This window comes from Streptomyces sp. NRRL S-337 (assembly GCF_000720175.1).
In the GTDB taxonomy this organism is placed as follows: Bacteria; Actinomycetota; Actinomycetes; order Streptomycetales; family Streptomycetaceae; genus Streptomyces; species Streptomyces siderophoricus.
On the sequence record NZ_JOIX01000101.1, the window covers coordinates 15832 to 39346 of the forward strand.

Genomic DNA, 23515 nt, shown 5'->3' on the forward strand with positions numbered 1-23515 from the left:
GGCACGCTCGGACCGCACGTCGTCCAGTCATCACCCGATGAGTCAACGCCCCCTGCCGTGAACGTAGTTGGGGCCGACGAGGGGAGTGCCCCGTGTCCGTGTCCGACCGTGACCCCGGTGCCGTATTGGCGGACCTCCAGGCCGAGAGCGAGGGGCTGGACGCGCTGGTGGCCGGGTTGCCGGCCGGGCGGTGGGCGGAGGCGACGCCCGCCGAGGGGTGGACGATCGCGCATCAGATCGCGCATCTGGCCTGGACGGACCGGCAGGCGCTGCGGTCGGCGACCGACCCGGAGGGGTTTTCGCGGGCCGCGCGGGAGGCGCTCGCCTCGCCGCTGACCTTCGTCGACGAGGCCGCCGAGGCGGGTGCCGCGGTGCCGCCCGCGGAGCTGCTCGCGGACTGGCGGGCCGGCCGGGAGCGGCTGCTGCGGGTGCTGGCCGAGCGGCCGGCGGGGGAGAAGCTGCCGTGGTTCGGGCCGCCGATGAGCGCCCTGTCGATGGCGACCGGGCGGCTGATGGAGACCTGGGCGCACGGGCAGGACGTCGCCGATGCGCTGGGCGTCGCCCGGCTGCCCACCGCGCGGCTGCGGCACGTCGCCCGGATCGGCGTACGGGCCCGGGACTTCTCCTACGCGGCTCACCAACTCAGTCCGCCCGCCGAGGAGTTCAGGGTCGAGCTGCGGGCGCCGGACGGTACGGTCTGGGCGTACGGGCCGGCCGGGGCCGGGCAGCGGGTGACCGCGGACGCGCTGGAGTTCTGCCTGCTGGTGACCCAGCGGGCGCACCGCGACGATCTGCCGTCCGTGCGCGCGGAGGGGGCGGAGGCGGAGCGCTGGCTGGGGATCGCCCAGGCGTTCGCCGGCCCGCCGGGGAAGGGCCGGGCGCCGGGGGCCGGGGGAGCCACCGCGTGAGCGGGGGCGGGCCGCTGCGGATAGGCAACGCCTCCGGCTTCTACGGTGACCGGTTCAGTGCGTTCGAGGAGATGCTGACCGGCGGGCCGCTCGACGTCCTGACCGGCGACTACCTCGCCGAGCTCACCATGCTGATCCTCGGCCGGGACCGGCTGAAGGACCCGTCCCGCGGCTACGCCAGGACCTTCCTGCGACAGCTGGAGGTGTCCCTCGGCCTCGCCGTGGAGCGGGGCGTGCGGATCGTCACCAACGCCGGTGGGCTCAACCCGGCCGGACTCGCCGACGCCGTACGGGAGTTGGCGGAGAAGGCCGGTGTGCCGGTGCGGGTGGCGCATGTGGAGGGCGACGATCTGCTGGCCCACCGGTCCTGGGGCGAGGGGGTGCTCACCGCCAACGCCTATCTCGGCGGCGAGGGCATCGCGGCCTGTCTGCGGGCCGGGGCCGACGTGGTGGTCACCGGGCGGGTCACGGACGCCGCCCTGGTCAGCGGGGCCGCCGCCGCGCACTTCGGCTGGGCGCGGACGGACTTCGACCGGCTGGCGGGGGCGGTGGCGGCCGGGCATGTGCTGGAGTGCGGGGCGCAGGCGACCGGCGGCAACTACTCCTTCTTCGCGGCGCATGACGTGCGGCGGCCCGGCTTCCCGCTCGCGGAGATCGCCGCGGACGGCTCCGCGGTGATCACCAAACATCCGGGGACCGGCGGGGTGGTCGACACCGGGACGGTCACCGCCCAGCTGCTGTACGAGACGGCCGGTGCGCGCTACCCGGGGCCGGACGTCACCACGCGGCTGGACACCGTACGGCTCACCCAGGACGGCCCGGACCGGGTGCGGATCGAGGGGGTGCGCGGTGAGGCGCCGCCGCCGGACCTCAAGGTGGGGCTGACCCGGCTCGGCGGCTGGCGCAACGAGGTCACCTTCGTGCTGACCGGGCTGGACATCGAGGCCAAGGCGGAGCTGGTGCGGACGCAGATGGCGGCGGCCTTCGACGCGGCGGGCCGGCGGCCGGCCGAGGTGCGCTGGACGCTGGCCCGTACGGACCGGGCCGACGCCGACGTCCAGGAGGAGGCCGGCGCGCTGCTGCACCTGGTGGTGCGGGACGCCGACCAGGAGGCGGTCGGGCGGGTGGTCAGCGGCGCCGCGGTCGAGCTGGCGCTGGCCAGTTACCCCGGTTTCCATCTGACCGCGCCGCCCGGCAAGGGCGCCCCCTACGGGGTGTTCGAGGCGGTGGCGGTCCCCCGGGCGGAGGTGCGGGAGGTGGCCGTCCTCCCGGACGGGGAGCGGGTCGCGATCCTGCCGGTCGAGGAGTGGGCCGCGCTGGTGCCGGTGCCCGAACCGCCGCTGCCCGCGCCGCTGCCCGTCACCGCCACCCGGCGGGCGCCGCTCGGACTGGTCGCCGGGGCCCGCAGCGGCGACAAGGGCGGCGCGGCCAACGTCGGGGTGTGGGCCCGTACCGACGCGGCCTGGCGCTGGCTCGCCCACACCCTCACCGTCGACCGCTTCCGCCACCTCCTGCCCGAGACCGCCGAACTGCCCGTCGCACGCCACGTCCTGCCGCGGCTGCGGGCCCTCAACTTCACCGTCGACGGGCTGCTCGGCGAGGGCGCCGCGGCCCAGGCCCGTTTCGACCCGCAGGCCAAGGCCCTGGGGGAGTGGCTGCGCGCCCGGCACCTGGACATACCCGAGGAGCTGTTGTGACCGTACTGGGAACCGCGCTCGACACCGCCGGCCCCGGCTACGCCGAGCGGCGGACCGCGATGCTCGCCAAACTGGCCGAGGTCGAGGCGGAACACGCCAAGGCGCTCGCGGGCGGGGGCGACAAGTACGTCCAACGGCACAAGAAGCGCGGCAAGTTGCTCGCCCGGGAGCGGATCGAGCTGCTGCTCGACCCCGACACCCCGTTCCTGGAGCTCTCCCCGCTCGCCGCCTGGGGAAGCGACTACGCCGTCGGTGCCTCGCTCGTCACCGGCATCGGGGTCGTCGAGGGCATCGAGTGCCTGATCACCGCCAACGACCCGACCGTACGCGGCGGCGCCAGCAACCCGTGGTCCCTGAAGAAGGCCCTGCGCGCGAACGAGATCGCGTTCGCCAACCGGCTGCCGTGCATCTCGCTGGTCGAGTCCGGCGGCGCCGACCTGCCGTCGCAGAAGGAGATCTTCATCCCGGGCGGCGGTATCTTCCGCGACCTCACCCGCCTGTCCGCCGCCGGGATCCCCACCGTCGCCGTCGTCTTCGGCAACTCCACCGCCGGCGGCGCGTACATCCCCGGCATGTCCGACCACGTGATCATGGTGAAGGAGAAGGCCAAGGTCTTCCTCGGCGGACCGCCGCTGGTGAAGATGGCCACGGGCGAGGAGAGCGACGACGAGTCCCTCGGCGGCGCCGGGATGCACGCCCGTACGTCCGGCCTCGCCGACTACTTCGCCGTCGACGAGGAGGACGCCGTCCGGCAGGCCCGGCGGGTCGTCGCCCGCCTCAACCACCGCAAGGCGTACGGCGATCCACCGCCGGCCGCGCCGCCCAAGTACGACCCCGACGAGCTCCTCGGCATCGTGTCCGACGACCTGAAGGTGCCCTTCGACCCGCGCGAGGTCATCGCCCGCCTCGTCGACGCCTCCGACTTCGACGAGTTCAAGCCGCTGTACGGAAGCAGTCTCGTCACCGGGTGGGCGGCGCTGCACGGCTATCCCGTCGGCATCCTCGCCAACGCCCAGGGGGTGCTCTTCAGCGCGGAGTCCCAGAAGGCCGCCCAGTTCATCCAGCTCGCCAACCAGCGCGACATCCCGCTGCTCTTCCTCCACAACACCACCGGCTACATGGTCGGCAAGGAGTACGAGCAGGGCGGCATCATCAAGCACGGCTCGATGATGATCAACGCGGTCAGCAACAGCCGCGTCCCCCACCTCTCCGTCCTCATGGGCGCCTCCTACGGTGCCGGGCACTACGGCATGTGCGGCCGCGCCTACGACCCCCGTTTCCTCTTCGCCTGGCCCAGCGCCAAGTCCGCCGTCATGGGCCCGCAGCAGCTCGCCGGCGTCCTCTCGATCGTCGCGCGGCAGTCCGCCGCGGCGAAGGGACAGGCGTACGACGAGGAGGCCGACGCCGCGCTGCGCGCCATGGTCGAGCAGCAGATCGAGGCGGAGTCGCTGCCGATGTTCCTGTCCGGGCGGCTCTACGACGACGGCGTCATCGATCCGCGCGACACCCGCACCGTCCTCGGCATCTGCCTGTCCGCGATCCACACCGCACCGTACGAGGGCGCCCGCGGCGGCTTCGGCGTCTTCCGGATGTGAGGTTCCCCGTGATCCGTTCGCTCCTCGTCGCCAACCGCGGCGAGATCGCCTGCCGTGTCTTCCGCACCTGCCGTGACCTGGGAATACGCACCGTCGCCGTGCACTCGGACCCGGACGCGGACGCCCTGCACGTCCGGGAGGCCGACCTCGCCGTACGGCTGCCGGGGGCCACCCCCGCCGAGACCTACCTCCGCGCCGACCTCGTCGTGAAGGCCGCCCTGGACGCGGGCGCCGACGCCGTCCACCCCGGCTACGGGTTTCTGTCCGAGAACGCCGACTTCGCGCGGGCCGTCATCGACGCCGGGCTCGTCTGGATCGGGCCGCCGCCCGGGGCGATCGAGGCGATGGCGTCCAAGACCCGCGCCAAGGAGCTGATGGGCATCGCCCCGCTGCGGGAGGTGACCGAGTCCGATCTGCCGGTGCTGGTGAAGGCCGCCGCGGGTGGGGGCGGGCGCGGCATGCGCGTCGTTCGTGAACTGGCCGGTCTGGAAGGTGAGTTGGCGGCGGCCCGGGCCGAGGCGCGGTCCGCCTTCGGGGACGGCGAGGTGTTCGTCGAGCCGTACGTCGAGGACGGGCGGCACGTCGAGGTCCAGGTGCTCGCCGATGCGCACGGGACCGTGTGGGTGCTCGGCACGCGCGACTGCTCCCTGCAGCGCCGCCACCAGAAGGTGATCGAGGAGGCGCCGGCGCCGGGCCTCGCCCCCGAACTCGTCAAAGAACTGCACGAGGTGGCCGGGCGTGCCGTGCGGGCCACCGAGTACGTCGGCGCGGGCACCGTCGAGTTCCTCGTCACCGACGGCGCCGGAGGGCCCACCGCCCACTTCCTGGAGATGAACACCCGCCTCCAGGTCGAGCACCCCGTCACCGAGGCGGTGTTCGGCCTCGACCTCGTCGTGTGGCAGCTGCGGATCGCCGAGGGCGAGCCCCTGGACGCCACACCCCCGAAACCGCGCGGGCACGCCGTCGAGGCCCGCCTGTACGCCGAGGACCCGGCCGCCGGCTTCGCGCCGCAGACCGGCACCCTGCACCGCCTCGCCGTACCGGACTCCGTCCGCCTCGACACCGGGTACACCGACGGCGACACCATCGGCGTGCACTACGACGCGATGCTCGCCAAGGTCGTGGCGTACGCGCCCACCCGCGCCGCTGCCGTCCGCGCGCTCGCCGGAGCGCTGGAACGGGCCGAGGTGCACGGCCCGGTCACCAACCGCGACCTGCTCGTACGGTCCCTGCGCCACCCCGGGTTCACGGACGCCCGGATGGACACCGGCTTCTACGGCCGGCACCTCGCCGAGCTGACGACCCCCGACCAGGACCCGTACGCGCCGCTCGCCGCCGCCTTGGCCGGGGCCGTCGGGGCGTCCCGCTTCGGCGGTTTCCGCAACGTCCCCTCGCAGCCCCGGCACACGCGTTACCGCTCCGAGCCGTACGGCACCGAGCACGAGGTCCGCTACCGGCACACCCGCGACGGACTCGAAGCGGAGGGAGTCCGTGTCGTGCACGCCGCACCGCATCGCGTTGTGCTCGAAGTCGATGGTGTGCAACGGAAGTTCAGCGTCCACACGTACGGCGACCGGGTCTACGTCAACGACGTCGCCCTCACCGCCCTGCCCCGCTTCACCGACCCCAGCGAGCAGCGCGCCCCCGGCTCCCTGCTCGCGCCCATGCCCGGCACGGTCGTCCGCGTCGCCGAAGGGCTCGCCGAGGGCGCCGCCGTCACCGCCGGACAGCCCCTGATCTGGCTGGAGGCGATGAAGATGGAGCACCGCATCTCGTCTCCCGACGCCGGAACGCTCACCGCCCTGCACGCCGCCGTCGGCCGTCAGGTCGAGGTCGGCGCGCTGCTGGCCGTCGTGGACGTCGCGGACCCCGCAGACGTCGTACAGGAGGGAACGCCCGCATGAGCACCGTCCTCGAAACCGAAGAGCACCAGGTCTTGCGCGCCGCCGTCGCGGCCCTCGGCAAGCGGTACGGCCGCGCGTACCTGACCCGCGTCGTCGGCGCCGGCGGCCACCTCGACGAACTGTGGACCGAGGCGGCCAAGCTCGGCTACCTCGGGGTGAACCTCCCGGAGGAGTACGGCGGCGGGGGCGGCGGCATCGCCGAACTGTCCATCGTCCTGGAGGAGTTGGGGGCGGCCGGCTGCCCGCTCCTCATGATGGTGGTCTCGCCCGCGATCTGCGGCACCGTGATCGCCCGCTTCGGCACCGAGGAGCAGAAGCGGGCCTGGCTGCCGGGCCTGGCCGACGGCTCCCGGACCATGGCGTTCGGCATCACCGAGCCCGACGCGGGCTCCAACTCGCACCGGATCACCACCACCGCCCGCAAGGACGGCGGGGACTGGATACTCAACGGCCGCAAGGTGTTCATCTCCGGCGTGGACATCGCGGACGCCACCCTGATCGTCGGCCGTACGCAGGACGCGCGCAGCGGCCGACTCAAGCCCTGCCTGTTCATCGTGCCGCGCGAGACCCCCGGCTTCGGCCGCAGCCACATCCCGATGGAACTGGCCGCCGCGGAGAAACAGTTCGAGCTGACCCTGGACGACGTACGCCTTCCCGCCGACGCCCTGGTCGGCGACGAGGACGCGGGGCTCCTCCAGCTGTTCGCCGGCCTCAACCCCGAACGCGTCATGACCGCCGCGTTCGCCCTCGGCATGGGCCGCTACGCCCTCGACCGGGCCGTCGACTACGCCCGCACCCGCCAGGTGTGGAAGGAGCCGATCGGCGCCCATCAGGCCGTCGCCCACCCGCTCGCCCAGGCCCACATCGAACTGGAACTGGCCCGGCTGATGATGCAGAAGGCCGCGCACCTCTACGACACCGGTGACGATCCGGCCGCCGGTGAGGCCGCGAACATGGCCAAGTACGCGGCGGGGGAGGCCTGTGTGAAGGCCGTCGACCAGGCCGTGCACACCCTCGGCGGCAACGGTCTCACCCAGGAGTACGGCCTGGCCTCCCTGATCACCGCCGCCCGGGTCGCCCGGATCGCACCGGTCAGCCGCGAGATGATCCTCAATTTCGTCTCGCACCAGACCCTGGGGCTGCCCAAGTCGTACTGAGAGGCAATGATCCTGTGCGGTAGGGCGGGGCGGACGACAGCGTCCCCCGCCCCGCCCTACCGCACAGTCCCCGGAAAGATCCTCATCCTGCGGCGTCAACGCACCCGCCTGGGAAAGGAGTTCGACCGCCCGATGACCGACGCACCCGTGACACCGCTGGTGACGCGCTCCCACGAGCGCGGCATCACCACCCTCACGCTGGACTCGCCGCACAACCGCAACGCGCTCTCGGCCCGGCTGGTGGCCGAGCTGCACCGGGCACTCGCGGACGCCGCGGCCGACGACGGCACCCGGGCGGTCGTGCTGACCCATACGGGCACGACGTTCTGCGCCGGCGCGGACCTGTCCGAGGCCACGTCGGGCGCGGCGAAGGACGGGCCGCTGGAGCTCGCCCGGCTGCTGCGCGCGATCGTGGCCCTGCCCCGGCCCGTCGTCGCCCGGATCACCGGCCACGTCCGCGCCGGCGGCCTCGGGCTGCTCGGCGCGTGCGACATCGCGGTGGCGGGCCCGGCGGCCACCTTCGCCTTCACCGAGGCCCGGCTGGGCCTCGCCCCGGCCGTCATCTCGCTGCCGCTGCTGCCCCGCATCGACGCACGGGCCGCGGGCCGCTACTACCTGACGGGCGAGAAGTTCGGCCCGGCGGAGGCGGCCCGGATCGGGCTGGTCACGCTCGCCGCCGACGACGTCGACACCGGCCTGGCCCCCGTACTGGACGGCCTGCGCAAGGGCTCCCCCCAGGGCCTCGCGGCGTCGAAGAGGCTGGTCACCGCGGAGGCACTGGCCGCCTTCGACCGCGACACCGACGCGCTGGCGGAGGAGTCCGCGCGCCTCTTCGGCTCCGCGGAGGCCCGCGAGGGCATGACCGCCTTCCTGGAGCGACGGGCCCCGGCATGGGCGCGCTGACCCCGGCCCGCGGCGGCCGTCCCCAGGCCGGCAAGGAGCCGCAGCAGGACCGCAGCCGCGCCACCCGCCGCAAGCTGCTGGAGGCCGCGATCTCCTGCCTCGCCGAGCGTGGCTGGAGCGGCAGCACGGTGTCCGTGGTCGCCGAGCGCGCGGGCGTCTCCCGGGGCGCCGCCCAGCACCACTTCCGCACCCGTGAGGACCTCTTCACCGCGGCCGTCGAGCACGTCGCGGAGAAACGGCAGGGCGCCCTGAAGGCGGTGGCGCACAACCTGCCGCCGGCCGGGTCGATCGCCCGTACCTGGATCATCGTCGAGGAACTCGTCGGCCTCTACACGGGACCGCTGTTCCGGGCGGCCCTGCACCTGTGGGTGGCCGCCTCCGACGAGGAGCAGCTCCGCGAGCGCGTCACCGCCCTGGAGGCCCGCGTCGGCCGGGAGGCCCACCGTACGGCGGTGGCCCTGCTCGACGCGGACGAGTCGGCCCCCGGCGTCCGCGAAACGGTGCAGGGCCTGCTCGACATGGCCCGCGGCCTGGGCCTCGCGAACCTCCTGACGGACGACTCGGCCCGCCGGGAGCGGGTGGTGGAGCAATGGTCAAAGATCATCGACGAGGCGCTGTCGCGTTGACGCGGTGCTGTCGCATTGACGCCCCACGTGGTCGGCTGACCCGCCGCGGGGGTTGCTCGCCGTTGCGCCTTGCGGCGCCGCGTACGTACTTGGCTGTCCCGCCGCGGGACTCGCTCGCCGTTGCGCCTGGCGGCGGGCGTTTGTTTGTCGGGTGCGGTGACAGCCCTACAGACTTCGTCCTCCGGTCTGTCCCCTCCCGTTGGTGGGGGGTGGGAGGCCGGTGGGGGTGAGCGTCGTCGTCCCGGCTGCACCTCGCGTTGGCGGTGGGTGTCGGGAATACCGCCCCAGCCCGTTGGGTTGAGGCCCTGCGAGGGGCGCTCGCGACCCTTACGGGTTCTGTTCGACCGTCCCGTAGGGGTAGCCAGGCTCCCTTGCATGCCTCAACGCCCGCCCCCACGCACCGCATTCCCCTCCCCCAACCGCAGGCGCAACGGCGAGACGCCCCGCGACGCCGCAGACGGGTACGTGCGGGGCGCCGCAAAGCGCAACGGCGAGCAACCCCCACGGCGGGACAGACAGGTACGTGCGGGGCGCCGCAAAGCGCAGACAGCTACGTGGTCAGCGAGCCGAAAGGCCCTCGAAGCCGGCGATCTCCCGAGGGCTACGGGCCCCAGGCCCGACATACCGGGCCGACGGCCGGACCAGTCGGCCCGTCCGCTTCTGCTCCAGGATGTGCGCGCTCCACCCCGCCGTACGGGCGCAGGTGAACATCGACGTGAACATGTGCGCCGGGACCTCCGCGAAGTCCAGGACGATCGCCGCCCAGAACTCGACGTTGGTGGCCAGCACCCGGTCCGGGCGCCGGTTGTGCAGCTCCTCCAGCGCGGCCTTCTCCAGCGCCTCGGCGACCTCGAAGCGCGGGGCGGCCAGTTCCTTCGCGGTGCGGCGCAGCACCCGCGCCCGCGGGTCCTCCGCGCGGTAGACGCGGTGGCCGAAGCCCATCAGCCGCTCGCCCTTGTCCAGCGCCTGCCGGACGTAGGCCGCGGCGTCCCCGGTCCGTTCGATCTCCTCGATCATGCCGAGGACGCGGGACGGGGCGCCGCCGTGCAGCGGGCCGGACATCGCGCCGACCGCGCCGGACAGTGCCGCCGCGACGTCCGCGCCGGTGGAGGCGATGACCCGGGCGGTGAACGTGGAGGCGTTCATGCCGTGCTCGGCGGCCGAGGTCCAGTACGCGTCGACGGCCTTGACGTGCTTGGGGTCGGGCTCGCCGCGCCAGCGCTTCATGAAGCGCTCCACGACCGTCTCGGCCTTGTCGATCTCCCTCTGCGGCACCATCGGCAGGCCCTGCCCGCGCGCCGACTGGGCGACGTACGACAGCGCCATGACCGCGGCCCGGGCGAGGTTGTCGCGGGCGGTCGCCTCGTCGATGTCCAGCAGCGGTTTCAGGCCCCATACGGGCGCGAGCATCGCCAGCGCGGACTGCACGTCGACCCGGATGTCACCGGAGTGCACCGGGATCGGGAACGGCTCGGCGGGCGGCAGCCCGGGGTTGAAGGCGCCGTCGACCAGCAGCCCCCAGACGTTGCCGAACGACACGTGTCCCACGAGGTCCTCGATGTCGACCCCGCGGTAACGGAGCGCGCCGCCTTCCTTATCCGGTTCGGCGATCTCCGTCTCGAACGCGACAACTCCCTCGAGTCCGGGTACGAAGTCGGACATCAGGCGGCTCCTCAAAATGGGGACGGCATACGGTCCGTGACCGGCTGCCGTGCGGTCGTGTCTGGTGCGGTGCCGGAGCGGTTACGCGGCTGCGCCGGGCAGCTCGCGGTCCGTTCCGGTCACCCGGGTGATGCCCCGCCAGGGCCTGGGCCACGCGGGGTGCTGCCCGCGGTGGGTCGGGCCGCGGGCCGGCGGACGCGGTGTCGTGCGGTACGGAGGTGCGGTGCGTCCCGTCAGGTGTGATTGCGTCCCGTCAGTCCGGACGGAACACGATAGCTCCCCCTGTCCGGGGGCCACAGTGGGCCGGGCCATGATTTTGGCGGGTCCCCCACCTGCGGGGAAGCGTGAGATCCGGCACACTGGTCGATTTGCCGACGGGAGGGTTACGGCTGGTCGACGGGGGGCAGACTTCCGCCCCTCCCAGCTGACCGCGCCGCGGCTGATGTTGCAAGATGAGGCCGTGCACCCAGCCGACGCGCATCACGAGATCCCCGATCCCTCCTCCATGCGGGCGCACTACCGCGCCGAGGGACTCGCCGAGTCCGACCTCGCCGCCAGCCCGTACGACCAATTCGCGCGCTGGTTCACGGACGCGACCGTGGCCCGTCTGCACGAGCCCAACGCCATGGTCGTCTCGACCGCGGATGCCGCCGGCCGGCCGAGCTCACGGACCGTGCTGCTCAAGGGCTTCGACGACCGCGGCTTCGTCTTCTTCACGAACTACCGCAGCCGCAAAGGCCGCGAACTGGCTGAAAACCCCTATGTGTCGCTGCTGTTCCCCTGGCATCCCCTCGCCCGCCAGGTCGTGGTGACCGGCACCGCCGAGCGCATCGGCCGCGACGAGACCGCCGCCTACTTCCGTACCCGCCCGCACGGCTCCCAGCTGGGCGCCTGGGCCAGCGACCAGTCCGCCCCGGTCGCCTCGCGCACCGAACTGGAGCAGGCCTACCAGGAATTGGCGGCCCGCTACCCCGAGGGCGAGCAGGTGCCCGCGCCGCCGCACTGGGGCGGCTACCGGGTCGCGGCCGAAACGATCGAGTTCTGGCAGGGCCGGCACAACCGGCTGCACGACCGGCTCCGCTACGTACGCGAGAAGGCGGCCGATGCCGGGACGGGAACCGGGGCCGCCGAGATCATCTGGCGCGTGGAGCGCCTGGCGCCCTGACGGTTCCTGGCGCCCTGACGTCTCCCGGGGTCTGCTGCTTCCTGTGTCCTGACGTCTCCCGGGGCCTGCTGCTTTCTGCGGCCTGACGTCTCCCGGGGCCTGACGTCTCCTGGCGTGCGGCTTATGCCGCCGGGCCCGGCGGCGTTCCGCCCCGGCGGCCCGGGCGGAACGCAGACGACCCGCGGGCTGCTTCCTCCGCGCTCGGTGGCGCAGAGGGCCGGTCGGACGAACCGGCAGCCCGCGGGTCGGGTGACTGCTTGGGATTGGCCGGCTGCGCATCTGCAGTATGCGCTGGTCCGGCGCTGCACTTCGGTGAAGCGTCGGGCCGCTAGCCCGCAGCCACCTCACGCGTCCGGTGCGAAATCATCTGCCGAACCACCTCCCTTCTCGTGTGCTCCACACATTAGGAAGCCGGCCCGCCCGGCACAACGGATTTTTTCCGGGAACAACGATTTCCGGGAAACGGGCGTGTTGCAGGTCACGTTCCAGTTGAATGTGCCCAGGTGAGGCACGTGCAGCCGGGTTCGTGAGGGGTGCCAGTGACTGCTTCGTCGGCTTCTTCCGGTCTTTCGTCCGGTGCGTCGGTCCCACCGCGCCGCGCCACCGAGGAGTCCGACGACTCCGGACTCCTCGCCGCCCTCCTGGACGGTATGGACGCCGCCCTGGTCGCCTTCACCGCCGACCGCACGGTCACCCACTGGAACCACGAGGCCGAGCGCATCCTGGGCTGGACCGCCGCCGAGGCCGTCGGCCGTACGGGCCTGGCCGGCTGGGCGGTGCGCAAGGAGGACGCGCAGGGCATCGAGGCCGCCCTCACGGCCGCGATGCGTTCCCCGGGCCGCCAGGTGCACGAATTCGCCCTGCTGACCAAGGACGGCCACCGGGTGCTGGTGCGCACCCAGTGCTCGGCGGTGCGAGGCCCGGACGGCCGGGTCGCGGGCGCGTACTGCGCCTTCAGCGAGGTGCACGTCCAGATCGACCTGGAGCGTTCCATCGCGCTGAGCGAGGCGCTCTTCGAGGACGCGTCGTGGGGCGTGGTGCTGGTCGACGCCGATCTGCGGCCCGCGGTCGTCAACGCCCACGCCGCCCACACCCTGGGCGTGGGCCGGACCGCCCTGCTGGGGCGGCCGCTGGGCGAACTGCTCGACCAGGGCGCCGAGGAGCTGGAGTGCGCCCTGCAGCACGTCCTGGGCGAGGGCGCGCCGCCGGCCGTCGCCGAATTCTGGGTCACCCTGCGCTCCGAGGACGCCGAGCATCCGCGCCGCTGCTGGCGCAGCGGTTTCGTCCGGCTGGCCTCCCCGCTGGCGGAGGAGCCGGTGCCGCTCGGCGTCGCCTGGCTCTTCCAGGACGTCACCGACGCCAAACGCGCCGAGCAGGACGGCTCCCTGCTGCGCTTCCGGGCCCACCAGCTGCACCGCGCCGGCCGGGCGGCCGCGGAGTGCCCGGACCCGTCCGAGGCGGCCGCGGTCCACCTCGACTTCGCCCTGGCGGGCTTCGCCGACCACGGCTTGGTCGACCTGGCCACAATGCCCGCCCCGGCCCCGTACGGGACGGTCACCGCGGACGACACGTACGAGATCGACGACGCGTGGGGGCCCCAGGGCAGGGGCGAGACGGACGGCGCGTGGGGGCCCCAGGACAGATGCGGGACGGACGGCGCGCGCGAGAGCCGTGACGGGGGGCACGGGCCCGGGGGAGAGGGAGATGGAGAGGGCCAGGGAGGCGGGGAGCCCGGAGGAGCGGGCGTTGGGGGCGCGGAGCCCAGGGGTGAGGGCGTTGGGGGCGGGGAGTACGGGCGAGCGGGTGTGGGGGGCGCGGAGCCCGTAGGAGAGAGGAGGTCCGGGGCGCCGTGCGGCCTGGTGCGGACGCTGGCCTCCCCGGCCGGTTCCCCGGGGCCCTGCGTGGCGCTCACGGCGACCGGCATCCCCGTGCCCTACGTCCCGGGCCACCCGGCGCTCCAGGCGTACGAGCGGCGCGGTTCGGTCCGTACGAGCGCCGGTGCCGCCGCGCCCGAGAGCTGGGCGGCGGCCCGCCACTGGCCGGACGGCACCGTGCACGGCCTGTGCGTGGTGCTGCGTAGCCGCGGCCGGACGCTCGGGGTGCTGACGTTCCTGCGGTCGCCCGCGCGCCGCCCCTTCGACCGCGCGGACGCCGAGTACGCGGAGGAGGTCGCGGCCCGCATCGCCGCGGCACTGGACCTCGCGGGCGCGTCGTCCTGCTGACCGGACCGGACCGGCTCGGGCGCAGGGTGCTGCTGATCGGTTCGGACCGGACCAGGCCGGCTCGGGCGAGCGGAGCTGCTGATCGGTTCGGGCCCGGGTCTGCTGACAGGCTTGCGGGCTTCGGCGTCCGGTACCGGTTCGTCTGAGGTCCGGTACCCGTTCGTTTCAGGTCCGGTAGAAGATCCGGTCCGCGTAGTCGCCCATCACCCGGGCGTTCCAGTCGTGGCCGCCGTCGACGTTGCCGGAGCGCAACAACGGCGGGTCGATGCCCCGCTCGGCGAGCGTGCCCGCCGCGGTCGCCACCACGGCCTGCATGATCGCGCTGGTGACGACCGTCGAGGCCGGAGCGAACGGCGCGTCGATGCCCGGCAGCGTCAGTTCCGCGTCGCCCACCGGGATCCGGCTGTCCAGGACGAGGTCGCAGTGATCCTTCAGGAAGCCGCCCGACGCGTGCCGGGACTTGGTGGCCGTCGCGTACGCCACCGACGTCACGCCGATGACCTTGATGCCGAGGGCCCGGGCGTTCATCGCCATCTCCACGGGGAGCGCGTTGCGCCCCGAGAGCGAGATGATCACCAGCACGTCACCGGCCTTCAGCGGGCTGGTGTCCAATACGGCCGCCGCCAGCCCGTCGACGCGCTCCAGTGCGCTGCCGAGCGTCGCCGGTCGTACGTCGACGCCGACGACCCCCGGGACGGAGAGCAGGTTCATGATCGCCAGGCCGCCCGCACGGTAGACCGTGTCCTGCGCGGGCAGCGAGGAGTGCCCGGCGCCGAACGAGAAGACCCGGCCGCCCGCCACTACGGTGTCCGCGATCAGCCGCCCGGCTGCGGTGATCCGCTCGCCCTCCTCGTCGCGGACCTGCCGCAGCAGCTCGATCGCGGCGTCGAAGTACGTCCCGGCCAGCCGGTCACTGCGGTCGCTGTCAGCCATTGCCGCGGGCCCTCCCTCTCCTGGGGGTCTCGTGTGCGTTCTCGTTGCTCTCGGTGCGGTGCGGTGCGGTGCGGTGCGGTGCGGTGCGGTGGGGTGCTGTGGCTGTGGCTGTGCTGTGCTGTGGCCTGCGGGTTGTGGACGGCAGGCCGCCTGTCACCGTCCGGGCAGCCCCGCGTCTCCCTCACCGTTACGCCCATCCCGACCACTCGTGATCAGTGGCGCGGATCACGTTGCGGTCTGGACCAGTGCCCTGTCAATACGGCGGGGCCATACCACCGTGAGGGTCCGGTGGGCGGACGAGGAGGCACCGATGTCAGTGGGATGCGTCAGAATTGAGTCCAGGGCCACCGCACCACACATCGAGGGGCACGCATGTCCGGACTTATCGACACCACGGAGATGTATCTCCGCACCATCCTCGAACTGGAGGAGGAAGGTGTGGTGCCCATGCGCGCCCGCATCGCGGAGCGGCTCGAACAGAGCGGCCCGACGGTGAGCCAGACGGTCGCCCGCATGGAGCGCGACGGACTGCTGACGGTCGCCGGCGACCGCCATCTGGAGCTGACGGAGGAGGGCCGGCGGCTGGCGACGCGGGTGATGCGCAAGCACCGCCTCGCCGAGTGCCTGCTCGTCGACGTCATCGGGCTCGAATGGGAGCAGGTGCACGCCGAGGCGTGCCGCTGGGAGCACGTGATGAGCGAGGCGGTCGAGCGTCGCGTCGTGGAGCTGCTGCGGCACCCGACGGAGTCGCCGTACGGCAACCCCATCCCGGGCCTGGAGGAGCTGGGGGAGAAGGCCGAGGCCGACCCGTTCCTGGACGCGGGCATGGTGAGCCTGATGGACCTGGACGCCGGGGCGGACGGCAAGACGGCCGTGGTGCGCCGTATCGGCGAGCCGATCCAGGCGGACGCCCAGCTGATGTACACGCTCCGCCGCGCGGGGGTGCAGCCGGGTGCCGTGGTGAGCGTGACGGAGTCGCCGGCGGGCGTCCTGGTCGGCAGCAGTGGCGAGGCCGCCGAACTGACCTCCGACATCGCCTCCCACGTCTTCGTCGCCAAGCGCTGACACCATCTGGGCGGACTCCCGACCGCCCGTTTCGACAGACCTCGGGACCGACTGTTACGACAGCCGTTCCGGCGGACCGTTTCGGTGGCTGTGTGTGCGGGCTGTCTTGGTGGGCCCGTTCAGCGCGCTTTCTGGGCGGCGGTTCAGCGGATCGTTTCGACGGGCTGCCTCGACCGGCTGCCCGGACGGGCTGTCTTGACGGGCTCTCTCGACGGGCTGTCTTGACGGACCGTTTTGGCGGGTCGCTTCGGCGCTTCGATTGGGTGGGCTGTCTGGGCGGGCCGGTTCGACGGCGTGCCGGGCGCGCCGGGCGTGCGGGGCTTTCGGTGGCTGCCTCGACGGGCCGGTTCGGCGGGCTTTGGGTGGCTGGGCCAGCGGGCGGTTTCAGCGGGCCTTTTGTGTGGCCGTCTTGGCGAGCTGCGTCGGCGGCCTTCGGTGGCTTCGGTGCCTTCGGTGGGTTGGCTCGGCGGGCCGTTTCCGTGGGCCGTCTCGGTGCGGCGTGGCTCCTGTGGGGCCGGTGGCGGAGGTGCGGCCCGTTACGGCGGGGGCCGAGCACCGGCGGGTGCCGAGGGCTGGCGGGCGCCGAGGGCTGGCGGGTGCCGAGGGCTGGCGGGTGCCGAGGGCTGGCGGGCGCCTAGGACCGGCGGGGGCCAGGGGCGGGGCGCATCCCGCCCCGCACGCGCCCGATCAGTCCCTCCCCGCGACTCCCCACCGCGGAGCACCGAACCCTCACCGCATCTCCTGAATCTCGTAGGACACGGCGCTCTCCGCAGGCCGGGCGCGCGCTCGCCCCTCCCCGTAAGTCCCCCTCCGCGCCCTTCTCGAGATCCTCCCCGAGCTCCCCGATTTTTCCTCCCCTCCCCCCGCCGTCGTCTTCCTTCATGAGTCCGCTGAGCTGCGCTGATGCGCTGTCTGGCGGTCTCGTCAAGTGATTGCCCGTTGAACGGACTTGTGCGAATCCGTGCGGTTCGGCCGGTTGCGTGTCACCCTGACGCATGGCCCTGCGAGGGCCTGTCCTGGCCGGGGAGGGGGCTTGGATGCATCCACTGAGTGCGGGACGGTCAGGGCCCCGGCGCTGCGAGCAGCCGGGGCCCTGCCTCCCCATGTCCCCCACCCAAGACCCGGAGCCCCGAGCTCTCAGGGTCTTCCCCCACGGGCCCCCTTCCCGGTAGGGCCCGCCTCCCGGCAGATGTCTCCCCGTGACGAGCGCGACCAATCCTTGAGGGAGGTCACTCGAACGAGGGGTGTTGGGCGCTGGAACGGTGCGTTCGAATAGGGGTTCGATAGTGTGGAGCTGCTCAAGGGACGATTGGGGGTGCCAGAGCACATGGTGCGGCGCATCGATGTGACAGGGGCCGACGGCGTAAGACTCGCCGCCTGGGAATTCACCGACCCGCCCAAGAATGACGGCGGGTTGGAAGGGGGCGAGCAGCGGCCCGGCGTGCTGCTGCTCCATGGTCTGATGGGCCGCGCCTCACACTGGGCGGACACCGCCCGCCGGCTGAGCGCCCGGCACCGCCCGGTCGCCCTGGACCAGCGGGGCCACGGCCGCAGCGAGAAGCCCGCCGACGGGCCGTACGACCGCGAGGCGTACGTCCAGGACGCCATCGCGGCCATCGAGCAACTCGACCTGGCCCCGGTCGCCCTCGTCGGCCATGCCATGGGTGCGCTGACGGCGTGGCAATTAGCGGCCCGGCGCCCGGACCTGGTCAGTGCGCTGGTGATCTGCGATATGCGGGCCTCCGCACTGGGCGCGGCCTCGCAGCACGAGTGGACCGAGTGGTTCCGCTCCTGGCCGGTGCCGTTCGCCACGCTCGCGGATGTCCGCAAGTGGTTCGGCGAGGACGATCCGACGCTGGAGCGGCCGCGCCCGGCCCGCGGCGAGTTCTTCGCCGAGGTGATGGCCGAGCGCGCCGACGGCTGGCGCCCGGTGTTCTCCCGGCGTCAGATGCTCACCGCCCGCGAGACCTGGGTCCATGACGCCCACTGGGAAGAGCTCGCCCAGGTGCCCTGCCCGGCCCTCGTCGTACGCGGCCTGGACGCCGAACTGGGCCGCGCCGAGGCCCAGGAGATGGTCCGCGTCCTACCGCGCGGCGCCTACGCCGAAATTCCCGACGCCGGACACCTCCTCCCCTGGGAAAAGCCCGACGCATGGTGCGCCGCCATCGAGCCCTTCCTCCAGGCCGCGACGTTGCCGGCTTGACCGGGGGCTCGCCTGCAAGAGACCGGCGCGGCCGCGAGCAACACCGCCCGCGACCGGGCGCACCCGGCCATAAACGGACCGGTGCGCCCGGCCATAAAGAGCCGACGCGTGCGCCACGATCACTCGGCAGGCGGCAGGCGGCAGGCGGCAGGCGGCAGGCGGCAGGCGGCAGGCGGCAGGCGGCAGACGCGGGTGGCGGGGGTGCGCCACGGCCTCTGGCAACAGGGCCGTGGCGCATGCGCATGTGCAGGCGCGTGCGGAGAGGGGGTGAGGCCGGAAAGGACGCTGGCCGACTTGGCGAGATGCTGCCGGAGGGCAGGTCGGCCGCCACCCGGCAGCGCCAGCCGTTCGCCGGGCCCTGACGGCAGCGCTCGCGCCGCCTTCGTCAGCGCTCAAATGTAAGGCCGTGCACACGGTTTCGGCGAAACGATTCTGGCAGCGGTTCGCGCAATCAACTTCGACGATTTCGCGCCAATTTCTCGAAAAGGTCGAGGTGTAGTCGAGGCGCGGCCGAGGCGCAGTCGTGGCTCAGTCGTGGCTCAGTCGTGGCTCAGTCGAGGTGCGGTCAAAGTGTGGGTGCAATGCATTCGCGGCGTTAGCCGCACTTTCTCTCCAATTGCTGGATGACTAGTCTCGGCGCGCACCTGCCTTGATAAAGCCACGGCAGTTTTCCCTGGCCACGTACGGGGGCGGACGCCCGGACGTGGCTGGTCGCTTCCTGCCCGGCCGGCGGCGGTGATCCAGGATCGGTCAGCCCAACGTGCGGGTGAAGTCACCGCGTTGGACCCGCCCGGTGAGCGAGTCACCGTCCCCGCTCAGCAGCGAGCCGTACCCGGTGGCCGCCCAGAGGCTGTCCTCGGCGGGTATCTCGAAGTACGGGACCGGCCGGCCGTCCCGCCGGTCGGTGAGCACTTCGGGGGCGCGCCGGGTCCGTACCGCGCGCAGGCACGTCTCACAGGCAGCCACCCGCAGTTGCTCACGACGGCCCAGCGGCCGCCAGGGTATGCGGCGCACGGCAGGACCGTGCAGCGGGTGGAAGAAGCACAGCGGGAGGGTCGCCGGAGCCTTGGACAGCGCCGCCCGGCCCTCGGCGACCAGCGCAAAAACCCCGGCCAGGTCGACGACTCTGCCCGCCCGGTCCAGGACCGTACCGGCCGCGGCGTACGCATCGAGGGCCCGCTCGACGGCCGCCGGATCGCCCTGCGCGGCATGTGCCTCCTCACCCAGGCGCACGACCTCCTCACTGGCCCGGTCACGCAGCCCGGCCTCGTCGGCCTGCCGGGCGGCGGCGAAGACCGAGCGCGGCAGCGCGAACGGCGTCGTGAGATCACGCAGCCGCGAACGCCGGCGCAGCAACATCCCCGCCGCGGCCAGCAGCAACACCGGCCCGACGACCAGGCTCAGGAGCCGTACGAGAGGAGACCCGCCGCTCCCCGCACGGGAGGCAGCGCTCTTGCCCGTCCCGTCGGCCGCACCCGACGGCGTGGGCTTCGGCGTGTTGAGGCTGGCTGTGGCCTTCTCATACACCTTGTCGCCGTTGCCCGCCTTGATGATGCCGATCGCCCGGGAGATGCGCTTGGCCAGCCCCGCGCCCTTCATGTCGTCCTGGAAGAAGACGGCCGCGGCGGCGTGCATCGCCTGGTGGGCGCCTTCGGGCCATTCCCGGGCGGCGATATCGTCGGGCAGATCCCCGAGCGTGATGAGGATGGACGGGCCGCCGCCCATCCGGTCGTGCACCACCTCGGCGAGCTGCTCGGGCTTGCCGCCCCAACTGTCACCCTCGACCAGCGGCACCAGCACGACGCGGATCGGCAGCTTGGTCTCCTTGATCTGCGCGACCAGCTCCCGCTTCTGCGCCGCGTCAACGGCCGTCGCCAGCGAGGGATCCACATACACGGGCGAACCCCGCAGCGCCTCCGCGATCTTCTTCCCCGGGCTGGCCGGGCCGTGGCCGGCCAGCCCCACCAGCCCCGTGGCGGCAGCGGGCGCGGCCACAGTGCTCGTGGCCCCAGTGGACGTGGCCACGGCGGACGTGGTCATGGCGGGTGTGGCCATGGCAGGTGCGGCCGCACCGTACAGCAGGGTGGCGGCTGACATCCCGAGCGTGAGCGCGAGCGCGGGCCACAGCCGGCGGGCCGCCTGGCGGCTCGGCAGTGCGGCCGGGGCGACTGGCCGGGGAGCCATGGTGCCTGGCCGTGCGTCCCGGATGGCGTCGGGTCGGCCGCTCGGATCCCGCAGCTGGGCGGCCTGGCTAGGCTGGGCTGCCTGGCCCCGCTGGGCGGCCTGGCTCGGCTGGACAGCCTGGCCCGGCTGATGAGCGGGCAGGCCACGTTGTTCAGTTATCCGGTCGCGTCGCTGAGTTATCCGGTCGCGGCGTTGGGCGATCCGGTCGTGTCGGTGGGCGGTCCCGTCGCGGCGTTGAGCGGTCCGGTTCTGTCGTCGGGTCGCGCCGGCAGGATCGCGAGGGTCAGTGCACACCGAAGTACTCCCGTACATCGCGGGTGAGTTGATCTATTTCGGCGCCGTCGGCGAGCGTGGCCAGCGGCCCGGGCAGGGTGGCATACGGGACGTACGCTCCGCGCCCGTTGCTCTCCTGGGACCGCAGCCGCAGCACGGCCCCAGGCGTCACCCGGCACCCCTTGCACACCGGCAGCGACCACATGCTGCTCCCGGCACGGGTCCTGCCGGCAGCGGGGCGAGTGCCGGTGGGACCGCTGGTGCCGCGAGTGCCGGCCGCGCCGGCGGTGCTGCGAGTGGTGCTGCTGGGGGTGCCGCCGGGGCTGCTGCCGGCCGGGCGTATCTCCGTGCGCTTACGGGCGGTGCCGTGCAGCGGATTGCGGTGGCAGACGTGGCGGGCCGCGGCCGGCTCGTCGATCGCCGTGCGGCCCGCGCGGGCCAGCACGATGGCGCAGGCGAGCACGGCCGGGGTCGCATCCGCGTCGATCCGGCCGTCGCTGTCCCCGTCGATCAGCAACGCCGCCGCGTCCAGGCACTCCCACGCTCGGCGCTGGGCCTCCGCCGGCAGCGCAGCCATCGATTCCGGCGCTCCCACTGTCGCTTCCAGGGCGGTCATCGGTTCCAGCACGGTCGCTTGTTCCAGCACTGCGGTGAGGGCGTCGAGGTCATGGCGGGCGGCCCGCCGCAGCCACCCCAAGGAAGGCCGCTCCGGAGCATGCGGACCATGGGCGGCCCCAGAGCCGCCCCCCGCGCCGTAGCGCCGCCGTCGAGCCCTCACGATCACGCGTATCGTCCCGCAACCGGCTGCCACCAGCCCCGTGACCAGGAGCGCAGCGAAGACGCCGAGCACCAGGCCGGGATGGAAGTCCCCGGTGAACAGGCCGGGCAGCGCCTGTTCCTTGACCGGATCGACCGCAGGCGGCGGGTCGTAGGCCAGGGGATCCGACTGGGGGGCATCCGACTTGGCGGTCGGAGCCTTACCGAGGTACGTCAGCAGCTGATCGAGACGACGGCCGAGCGCCGGGTCGGCGGACTCGGGGTACGCCAGGTTGTGCGGCCGGTTCATCAGATACGCCGGGTCCACGCGCGTGCCGTAGTTGACGACCTCGATCCCGCCGTCCGAGGGCTCGGCCAGCACGATCAGGGCATTGCGGTGCAACCGGTCGTGCAGCGTCTTGACCAGCAGGTCCTTCTGGCCGTCGGACTCGTCGTCCGGATTGCTGGAGACGGCGGCGATCATCACCGGCATGCGCAGCGCCCGCAGCTTCGCGCGCAGATGGGCGCGCTCGACGGCGTCCAGTGCGGGTGGGCTCTCGGGATCGACGTACAACGGGTCACGGCGCAGCCCCGAGGCCACGCGATCGATCCTCGCCCGCATATCGGCGGCGGTGGGACGTGAACCATCCCCACTGGCGGTGTCGTCAAAAACCTGGGATGCGGTGAACGCGACCAGGCTGCCCAGGACTACAGCCGCCGCCACCAGCGGCAGCATCCTCACACGCCGCCCGCCCGATTCCTCGACGCCCCTCGTCTTCGCGCCTTGCCCGGACGCGCTCCCTCCAGGGCCGCCCTTATCGCTCCGCGTCTTGCTTCCCGACTTGCTTGCCGTCTTGCTTCCCGTCTTGTTTCCCCGCGTGCCCTTCGGCCTGCTCCCGGCCGGGCTTCGCTTCGCAAATGCCGTCCTCTTGGGTGGGCCGGGCCCCCTGCCGGGGCTCAGGGGATCGCCTGCCGCCTCAGCGCGCCGTACCCGGCGGCGCCGCAAGGCGTACAGGGTGAGCAGCAGGGCCGTCAGCGGGATGCCGGTGACGGCGAGGCCGGTCGCGAAGCTTTGGTCCTTGCGGGCGGTCTGGTCGGTGTGCAGGAGAGGCAACTCGTCCACCGAGCCGCCGTATTTGGCGTATGCCGCCTCGGCTCGCTGATGCGCATGGCCGGAGGTCAGCACGTCGACGAAATGACGGAACACCTCGCGGGGGGTGGCGTCGTACGGCAGCTCGTACAGCGTCGCCCGGCTCGCGTCCTCGGCGCCGGGGAGGCTCACCCCGTACGTCTGCACCGCGTCCAGACCGGTGGGGCTCAGCGTCACATACAGGCCCTTGCGGCCCAGCCGGTCATGGACCCCGGCGAGCAGGCCGGTGGCCTCGGAGCCGTAGTGGGTGTTCGGCAGAACCATGACGTACGTCGGAACGCCCAGCCGCTGGGCTTCCTTGGCGAAGTCCGGCGCGGTCGACCGGGGTACCGCGCGCGGGATCTGGTCGCTGATGAAGACCGGGTCCTTGCGCAACTGCCCGGCGAGATAAGCAGTCTGCGTCGGGGTATCGGCACCACCCGACGAGGCCTGCACCGCACCGGCGCAGAACAGCACCGCCAACCAGCCCATGACCAGCACAACTCCGGCGCGCAGCACCGCCCCCACCACCCCTCGTTCCTGTCGATGCCATGAAGCTACCGCCCCCGCCCGTCGCCCGCTGCACCCTGTGGATAACTTCACGACCAGCCCCAGTCGTCGCGCCCCGCCGCCTTCTGAAGGCCGTGCCTCGCCCCACCGATGAGGCCGCGGGCGCACCTGCCAACGAGCCCGCCAGCGAGCCCGCCAGCGAGCCCGTCAACGAGCCCGCCAGCGAGCCCGTCAACGAGCCCGTCAACGAGCCACAGGCGCTGGGATCTCCACCGCGCGCGATCACGCGATTTTGCGTACTTGGAGGCAGTTCAGCGGGGAGGGCGGTGAGCCACGACCGCCTTCCTGCGGTCGGCCAGCGGCTCGCGCCCAGCGGCAACACGGCGGCTCCCCGAGGCAGCGGCAACACGACGGCTGCCCGAGGCAGCGGCAACGTGACGGGCCGCCCGAGCGCGGTGGGGGCATCGACCGGCTGGCTCGCCCGCGGCGGCGTTGGGGCTTGGCCTTGCCTGCGGCGACGCCGGCAGGCCGGTCTCGCCCGAGGCGACGCTGGGGCCCCGAGGCGACGCCGGGGCTTCCCCCGCCCCCTCCCCCTCTCCCCCTTCGGGGGAGGGGGCGGGGGG

General features: G+C 72.9%; 15 protein-coding genes. 11 read left to right on the top strand and 4 right to left on the bottom strand.

Features of this window, described 5'->3' with window-relative positions; translation table 11 throughout:
- The first annotated feature begins 98 nt into the window (after positions 1 to 98).
- The 7 genes from IG62_RS0137335 (at position 99) to IG62_RS0137365 (ending at position 8790) form a co-directional block, all read left to right on the top strand.
- Positions 99 to 908, top strand: coding sequence for a TIGR03084 family metal-binding protein (locus tag IG62_RS0137335; protein WP_030814367.1), 810 nt, complete (start codon positions 99 to 101; stop codon positions 906 to 908).
- Positions 905 to 2605 carry an acyclic terpene utilization AtuA family protein gene (locus tag IG62_RS0137340; protein ID WP_030814369.1) on the top strand — a complete coding sequence of 567 codons (1701 nt, stop codon included), beginning with the start codon at positions 905 to 907 and terminating at the stop codon, positions 2603 to 2605. The genes IG62_RS0137335 and IG62_RS0137340 overlap by 4 nt, the downstream gene beginning before the upstream one ends.
- Positions 2602 to 4200 carry an acyl-CoA carboxylase subunit beta gene (locus IG62_RS0137345; RefSeq protein ID WP_030814372.1) on the top strand — a complete coding sequence of 533 codons (1599 nt, stop codon included), beginning with the start codon at positions 2602 to 2604 and terminating at the stop codon, positions 4198 to 4200. Before IG62_RS0137340 ends, IG62_RS0137345 begins: the two co-directional genes overlap by 4 nt.
- 8 nt (positions 4201 to 4208) lie before the next feature.
- The gene (locus IG62_RS0137350; protein ID WP_030814375.1) at positions 4209 to 6104 is read left to right on the top strand and encodes an acetyl/propionyl/methylcrotonyl-CoA carboxylase subunit alpha; all 1896 of its coding nucleotides are present in this window, start codon (positions 4209 to 4211) and stop codon (positions 6102 to 6104) included.
- Positions 6101 to 7261, top strand: coding sequence for an acyl-CoA dehydrogenase family protein (locus tag IG62_RS0137355; protein WP_030814378.1), 1161 nt, complete (start codon positions 6101 to 6103; stop codon positions 7259 to 7261). The genes IG62_RS0137350 and IG62_RS0137355 overlap by 4 nt, the downstream gene beginning before the upstream one ends.
- Positions 7262 to 7393: 132 nt before the next feature.
- Positions 7394 to 8164, top strand: coding sequence for an enoyl-CoA hydratase family protein (locus IG62_RS0137360; protein WP_030814382.1), 771 nt, complete (start codon positions 7394 to 7396; stop codon positions 8162 to 8164).
- Positions 8152 to 8790 carry a TetR/AcrR family transcriptional regulator gene (locus IG62_RS0137365; RefSeq protein ID WP_030814385.1) on the top strand — a complete coding sequence of 213 codons (639 nt, stop codon included), beginning with the start codon at positions 8152 to 8154 and terminating at the stop codon, positions 8788 to 8790. The genes IG62_RS0137360 and IG62_RS0137365 overlap by 13 nt, the downstream gene beginning before the upstream one ends.
- A gap of 558 nt (positions 8791 to 9348) precedes the next feature.
- Here IG62_RS0137365 and IG62_RS0137370 read toward each other — a convergent pair.
- Positions 9349 to 10452 (bottom strand): citrate synthase 2, encoded by a 1104-nt coding sequence (locus tag IG62_RS0137370; RefSeq protein ID WP_030814387.1) that lies wholly within the window; start codon positions 10450 to 10452, stop codon positions 9349 to 9351.
- A 442-nt stretch (positions 10453 to 10894) separates the two neighbouring features.
- Here IG62_RS0137370 and pdxH point away from each other — a divergent pair, with 442 nt between their 5' ends.
- Together pdxH and IG62_RS0137380 are read left to right on the top strand one after the other, a co-directional pair.
- Positions 10895 to 11617, top strand: a complete 723-nt coding sequence (gene pdxH / locus IG62_RS0137375; protein WP_030415694.1) for a pyridoxamine 5'-phosphate oxidase — start codon at positions 10895 to 10897, stop codon at positions 11615 to 11617.
- A gap of 539 nt (positions 11618 to 12156) precedes the next feature.
- Positions 12157 to 13839 (top strand): PAS domain-containing protein, encoded by a 1683-nt coding sequence (locus IG62_RS0137380; protein ID WP_030814391.1) that lies wholly within the window; start codon positions 12157 to 12159, stop codon positions 13837 to 13839.
- A 165-nt stretch (positions 13840 to 14004) separates the two neighbouring features.
- Here the strand turns inward: IG62_RS0137380 and IG62_RS0137385 are convergent, their stop codons facing one another.
- Complete coding sequence (locus IG62_RS0137385) at positions 14005 to 14772, bottom strand: SIS domain-containing protein (RefSeq protein WP_030814395.1); 768 nt, start codon at positions 14770 to 14772, stop codon at positions 14005 to 14007.
- A 372-nt stretch (positions 14773 to 15144) separates the two neighbouring features.
- Between IG62_RS0137385 and IG62_RS0137390 the strand changes: the two genes are divergently transcribed.
- Together IG62_RS0137390 and IG62_RS0137395 are read left to right on the top strand one after the other, a co-directional pair.
- The gene (locus IG62_RS0137390; protein ID WP_030415691.1) at positions 15145 to 15837 is read left to right on the top strand and encodes a metal-dependent transcriptional regulator; all 693 of its coding nucleotides are present in this window, start codon (positions 15145 to 15147) and stop codon (positions 15835 to 15837) included.
- 1327 nt (positions 15838 to 17164) lie between these two features.
- Entirely contained in the window at positions 17165 to 18040 is an 876-nt protein-coding gene (locus IG62_RS0137395) for an alpha/beta fold hydrolase (RefSeq protein WP_030814398.1), read from the top strand.
- Between the two features lie 750 nt (positions 18041 to 18790).
- Here IG62_RS0137395 and IG62_RS0137400 read toward each other — a convergent pair.
- Together IG62_RS0137400 and IG62_RS46810 are read right to left on the bottom strand one after the other, a co-directional pair.
- Positions 18791 to 20080 (bottom strand): hypothetical protein, encoded by a 1290-nt coding sequence (locus tag IG62_RS0137400; protein ID WP_420711171.1) that lies wholly within the window; start codon positions 20078 to 20080, stop codon positions 18791 to 18793.
- A gap of 427 nt (positions 20081 to 20507) precedes the next feature.
- Entirely contained in the window at positions 20508 to 22913 is a 2406-nt protein-coding gene (locus IG62_RS46810) for a hypothetical protein (protein ID WP_063755426.1), read from the bottom strand.
- Positions 22914 to 23515: the final 602 nt, after the last annotated feature.

Bases quoted from the DNA above. Each gene is read 5' to 3' on its own strand.
- IG62_RS0137355 (WP_030814378.1), top strand. From the start codon at position 6,101: ATGAGCACCGTCCTCGAAACCGAAGAGCACCAGGTCTTGCGCGCCGCC.
- IG62_RS0137385 (WP_030814395.1), bottom strand. From the start codon at position 14,772: ATGGCTGACAGCGACCGCAGTGACCGGCTGGCCGGGACGTACTTCGAC.
- pdxH (WP_030415694.1), top strand. From the start codon at position 10,895: ATGTTGCAAGATGAGGCCGTGCACCCAGCCGACGCGCATCACGAGATC.
- IG62_RS0137390 (WP_030415691.1), top strand. From the start codon at position 15,145: ATGTCCGGACTTATCGACACCACGGAGATGTATCTCCGCACCATCCTC.
- IG62_RS0137365 (WP_030814385.1), top strand. From the start codon at position 8,152: ATGGGCGCGCTGACCCCGGCCCGCGGCGGCCGTCCCCAGGCCGGCAAG.
- IG62_RS0137360 (WP_030814382.1), top strand. From the start codon at position 7,394: ATGACCGACGCACCCGTGACACCGCTGGTGACGCGCTCCCACGAGCGC.
- IG62_RS0137395 (WP_030814398.1), top strand. From the start codon at position 17,165: ATGGTGCGGCGCATCGATGTGACAGGGGCCGACGGCGTAAGACTCGCC.
- IG62_RS0137370 (WP_030814387.1), bottom strand. From the start codon at position 10,452: ATGTCCGACTTCGTACCCGGACTCGAGGGAGTTGTCGCGTTCGAGACG.
- IG62_RS0137400 (WP_420711171.1), bottom strand. From the start codon at position 20,080: ATGACCACGTCCGCCGTGGCCACGTCCACTGGGGCCACGAGCACTGTG.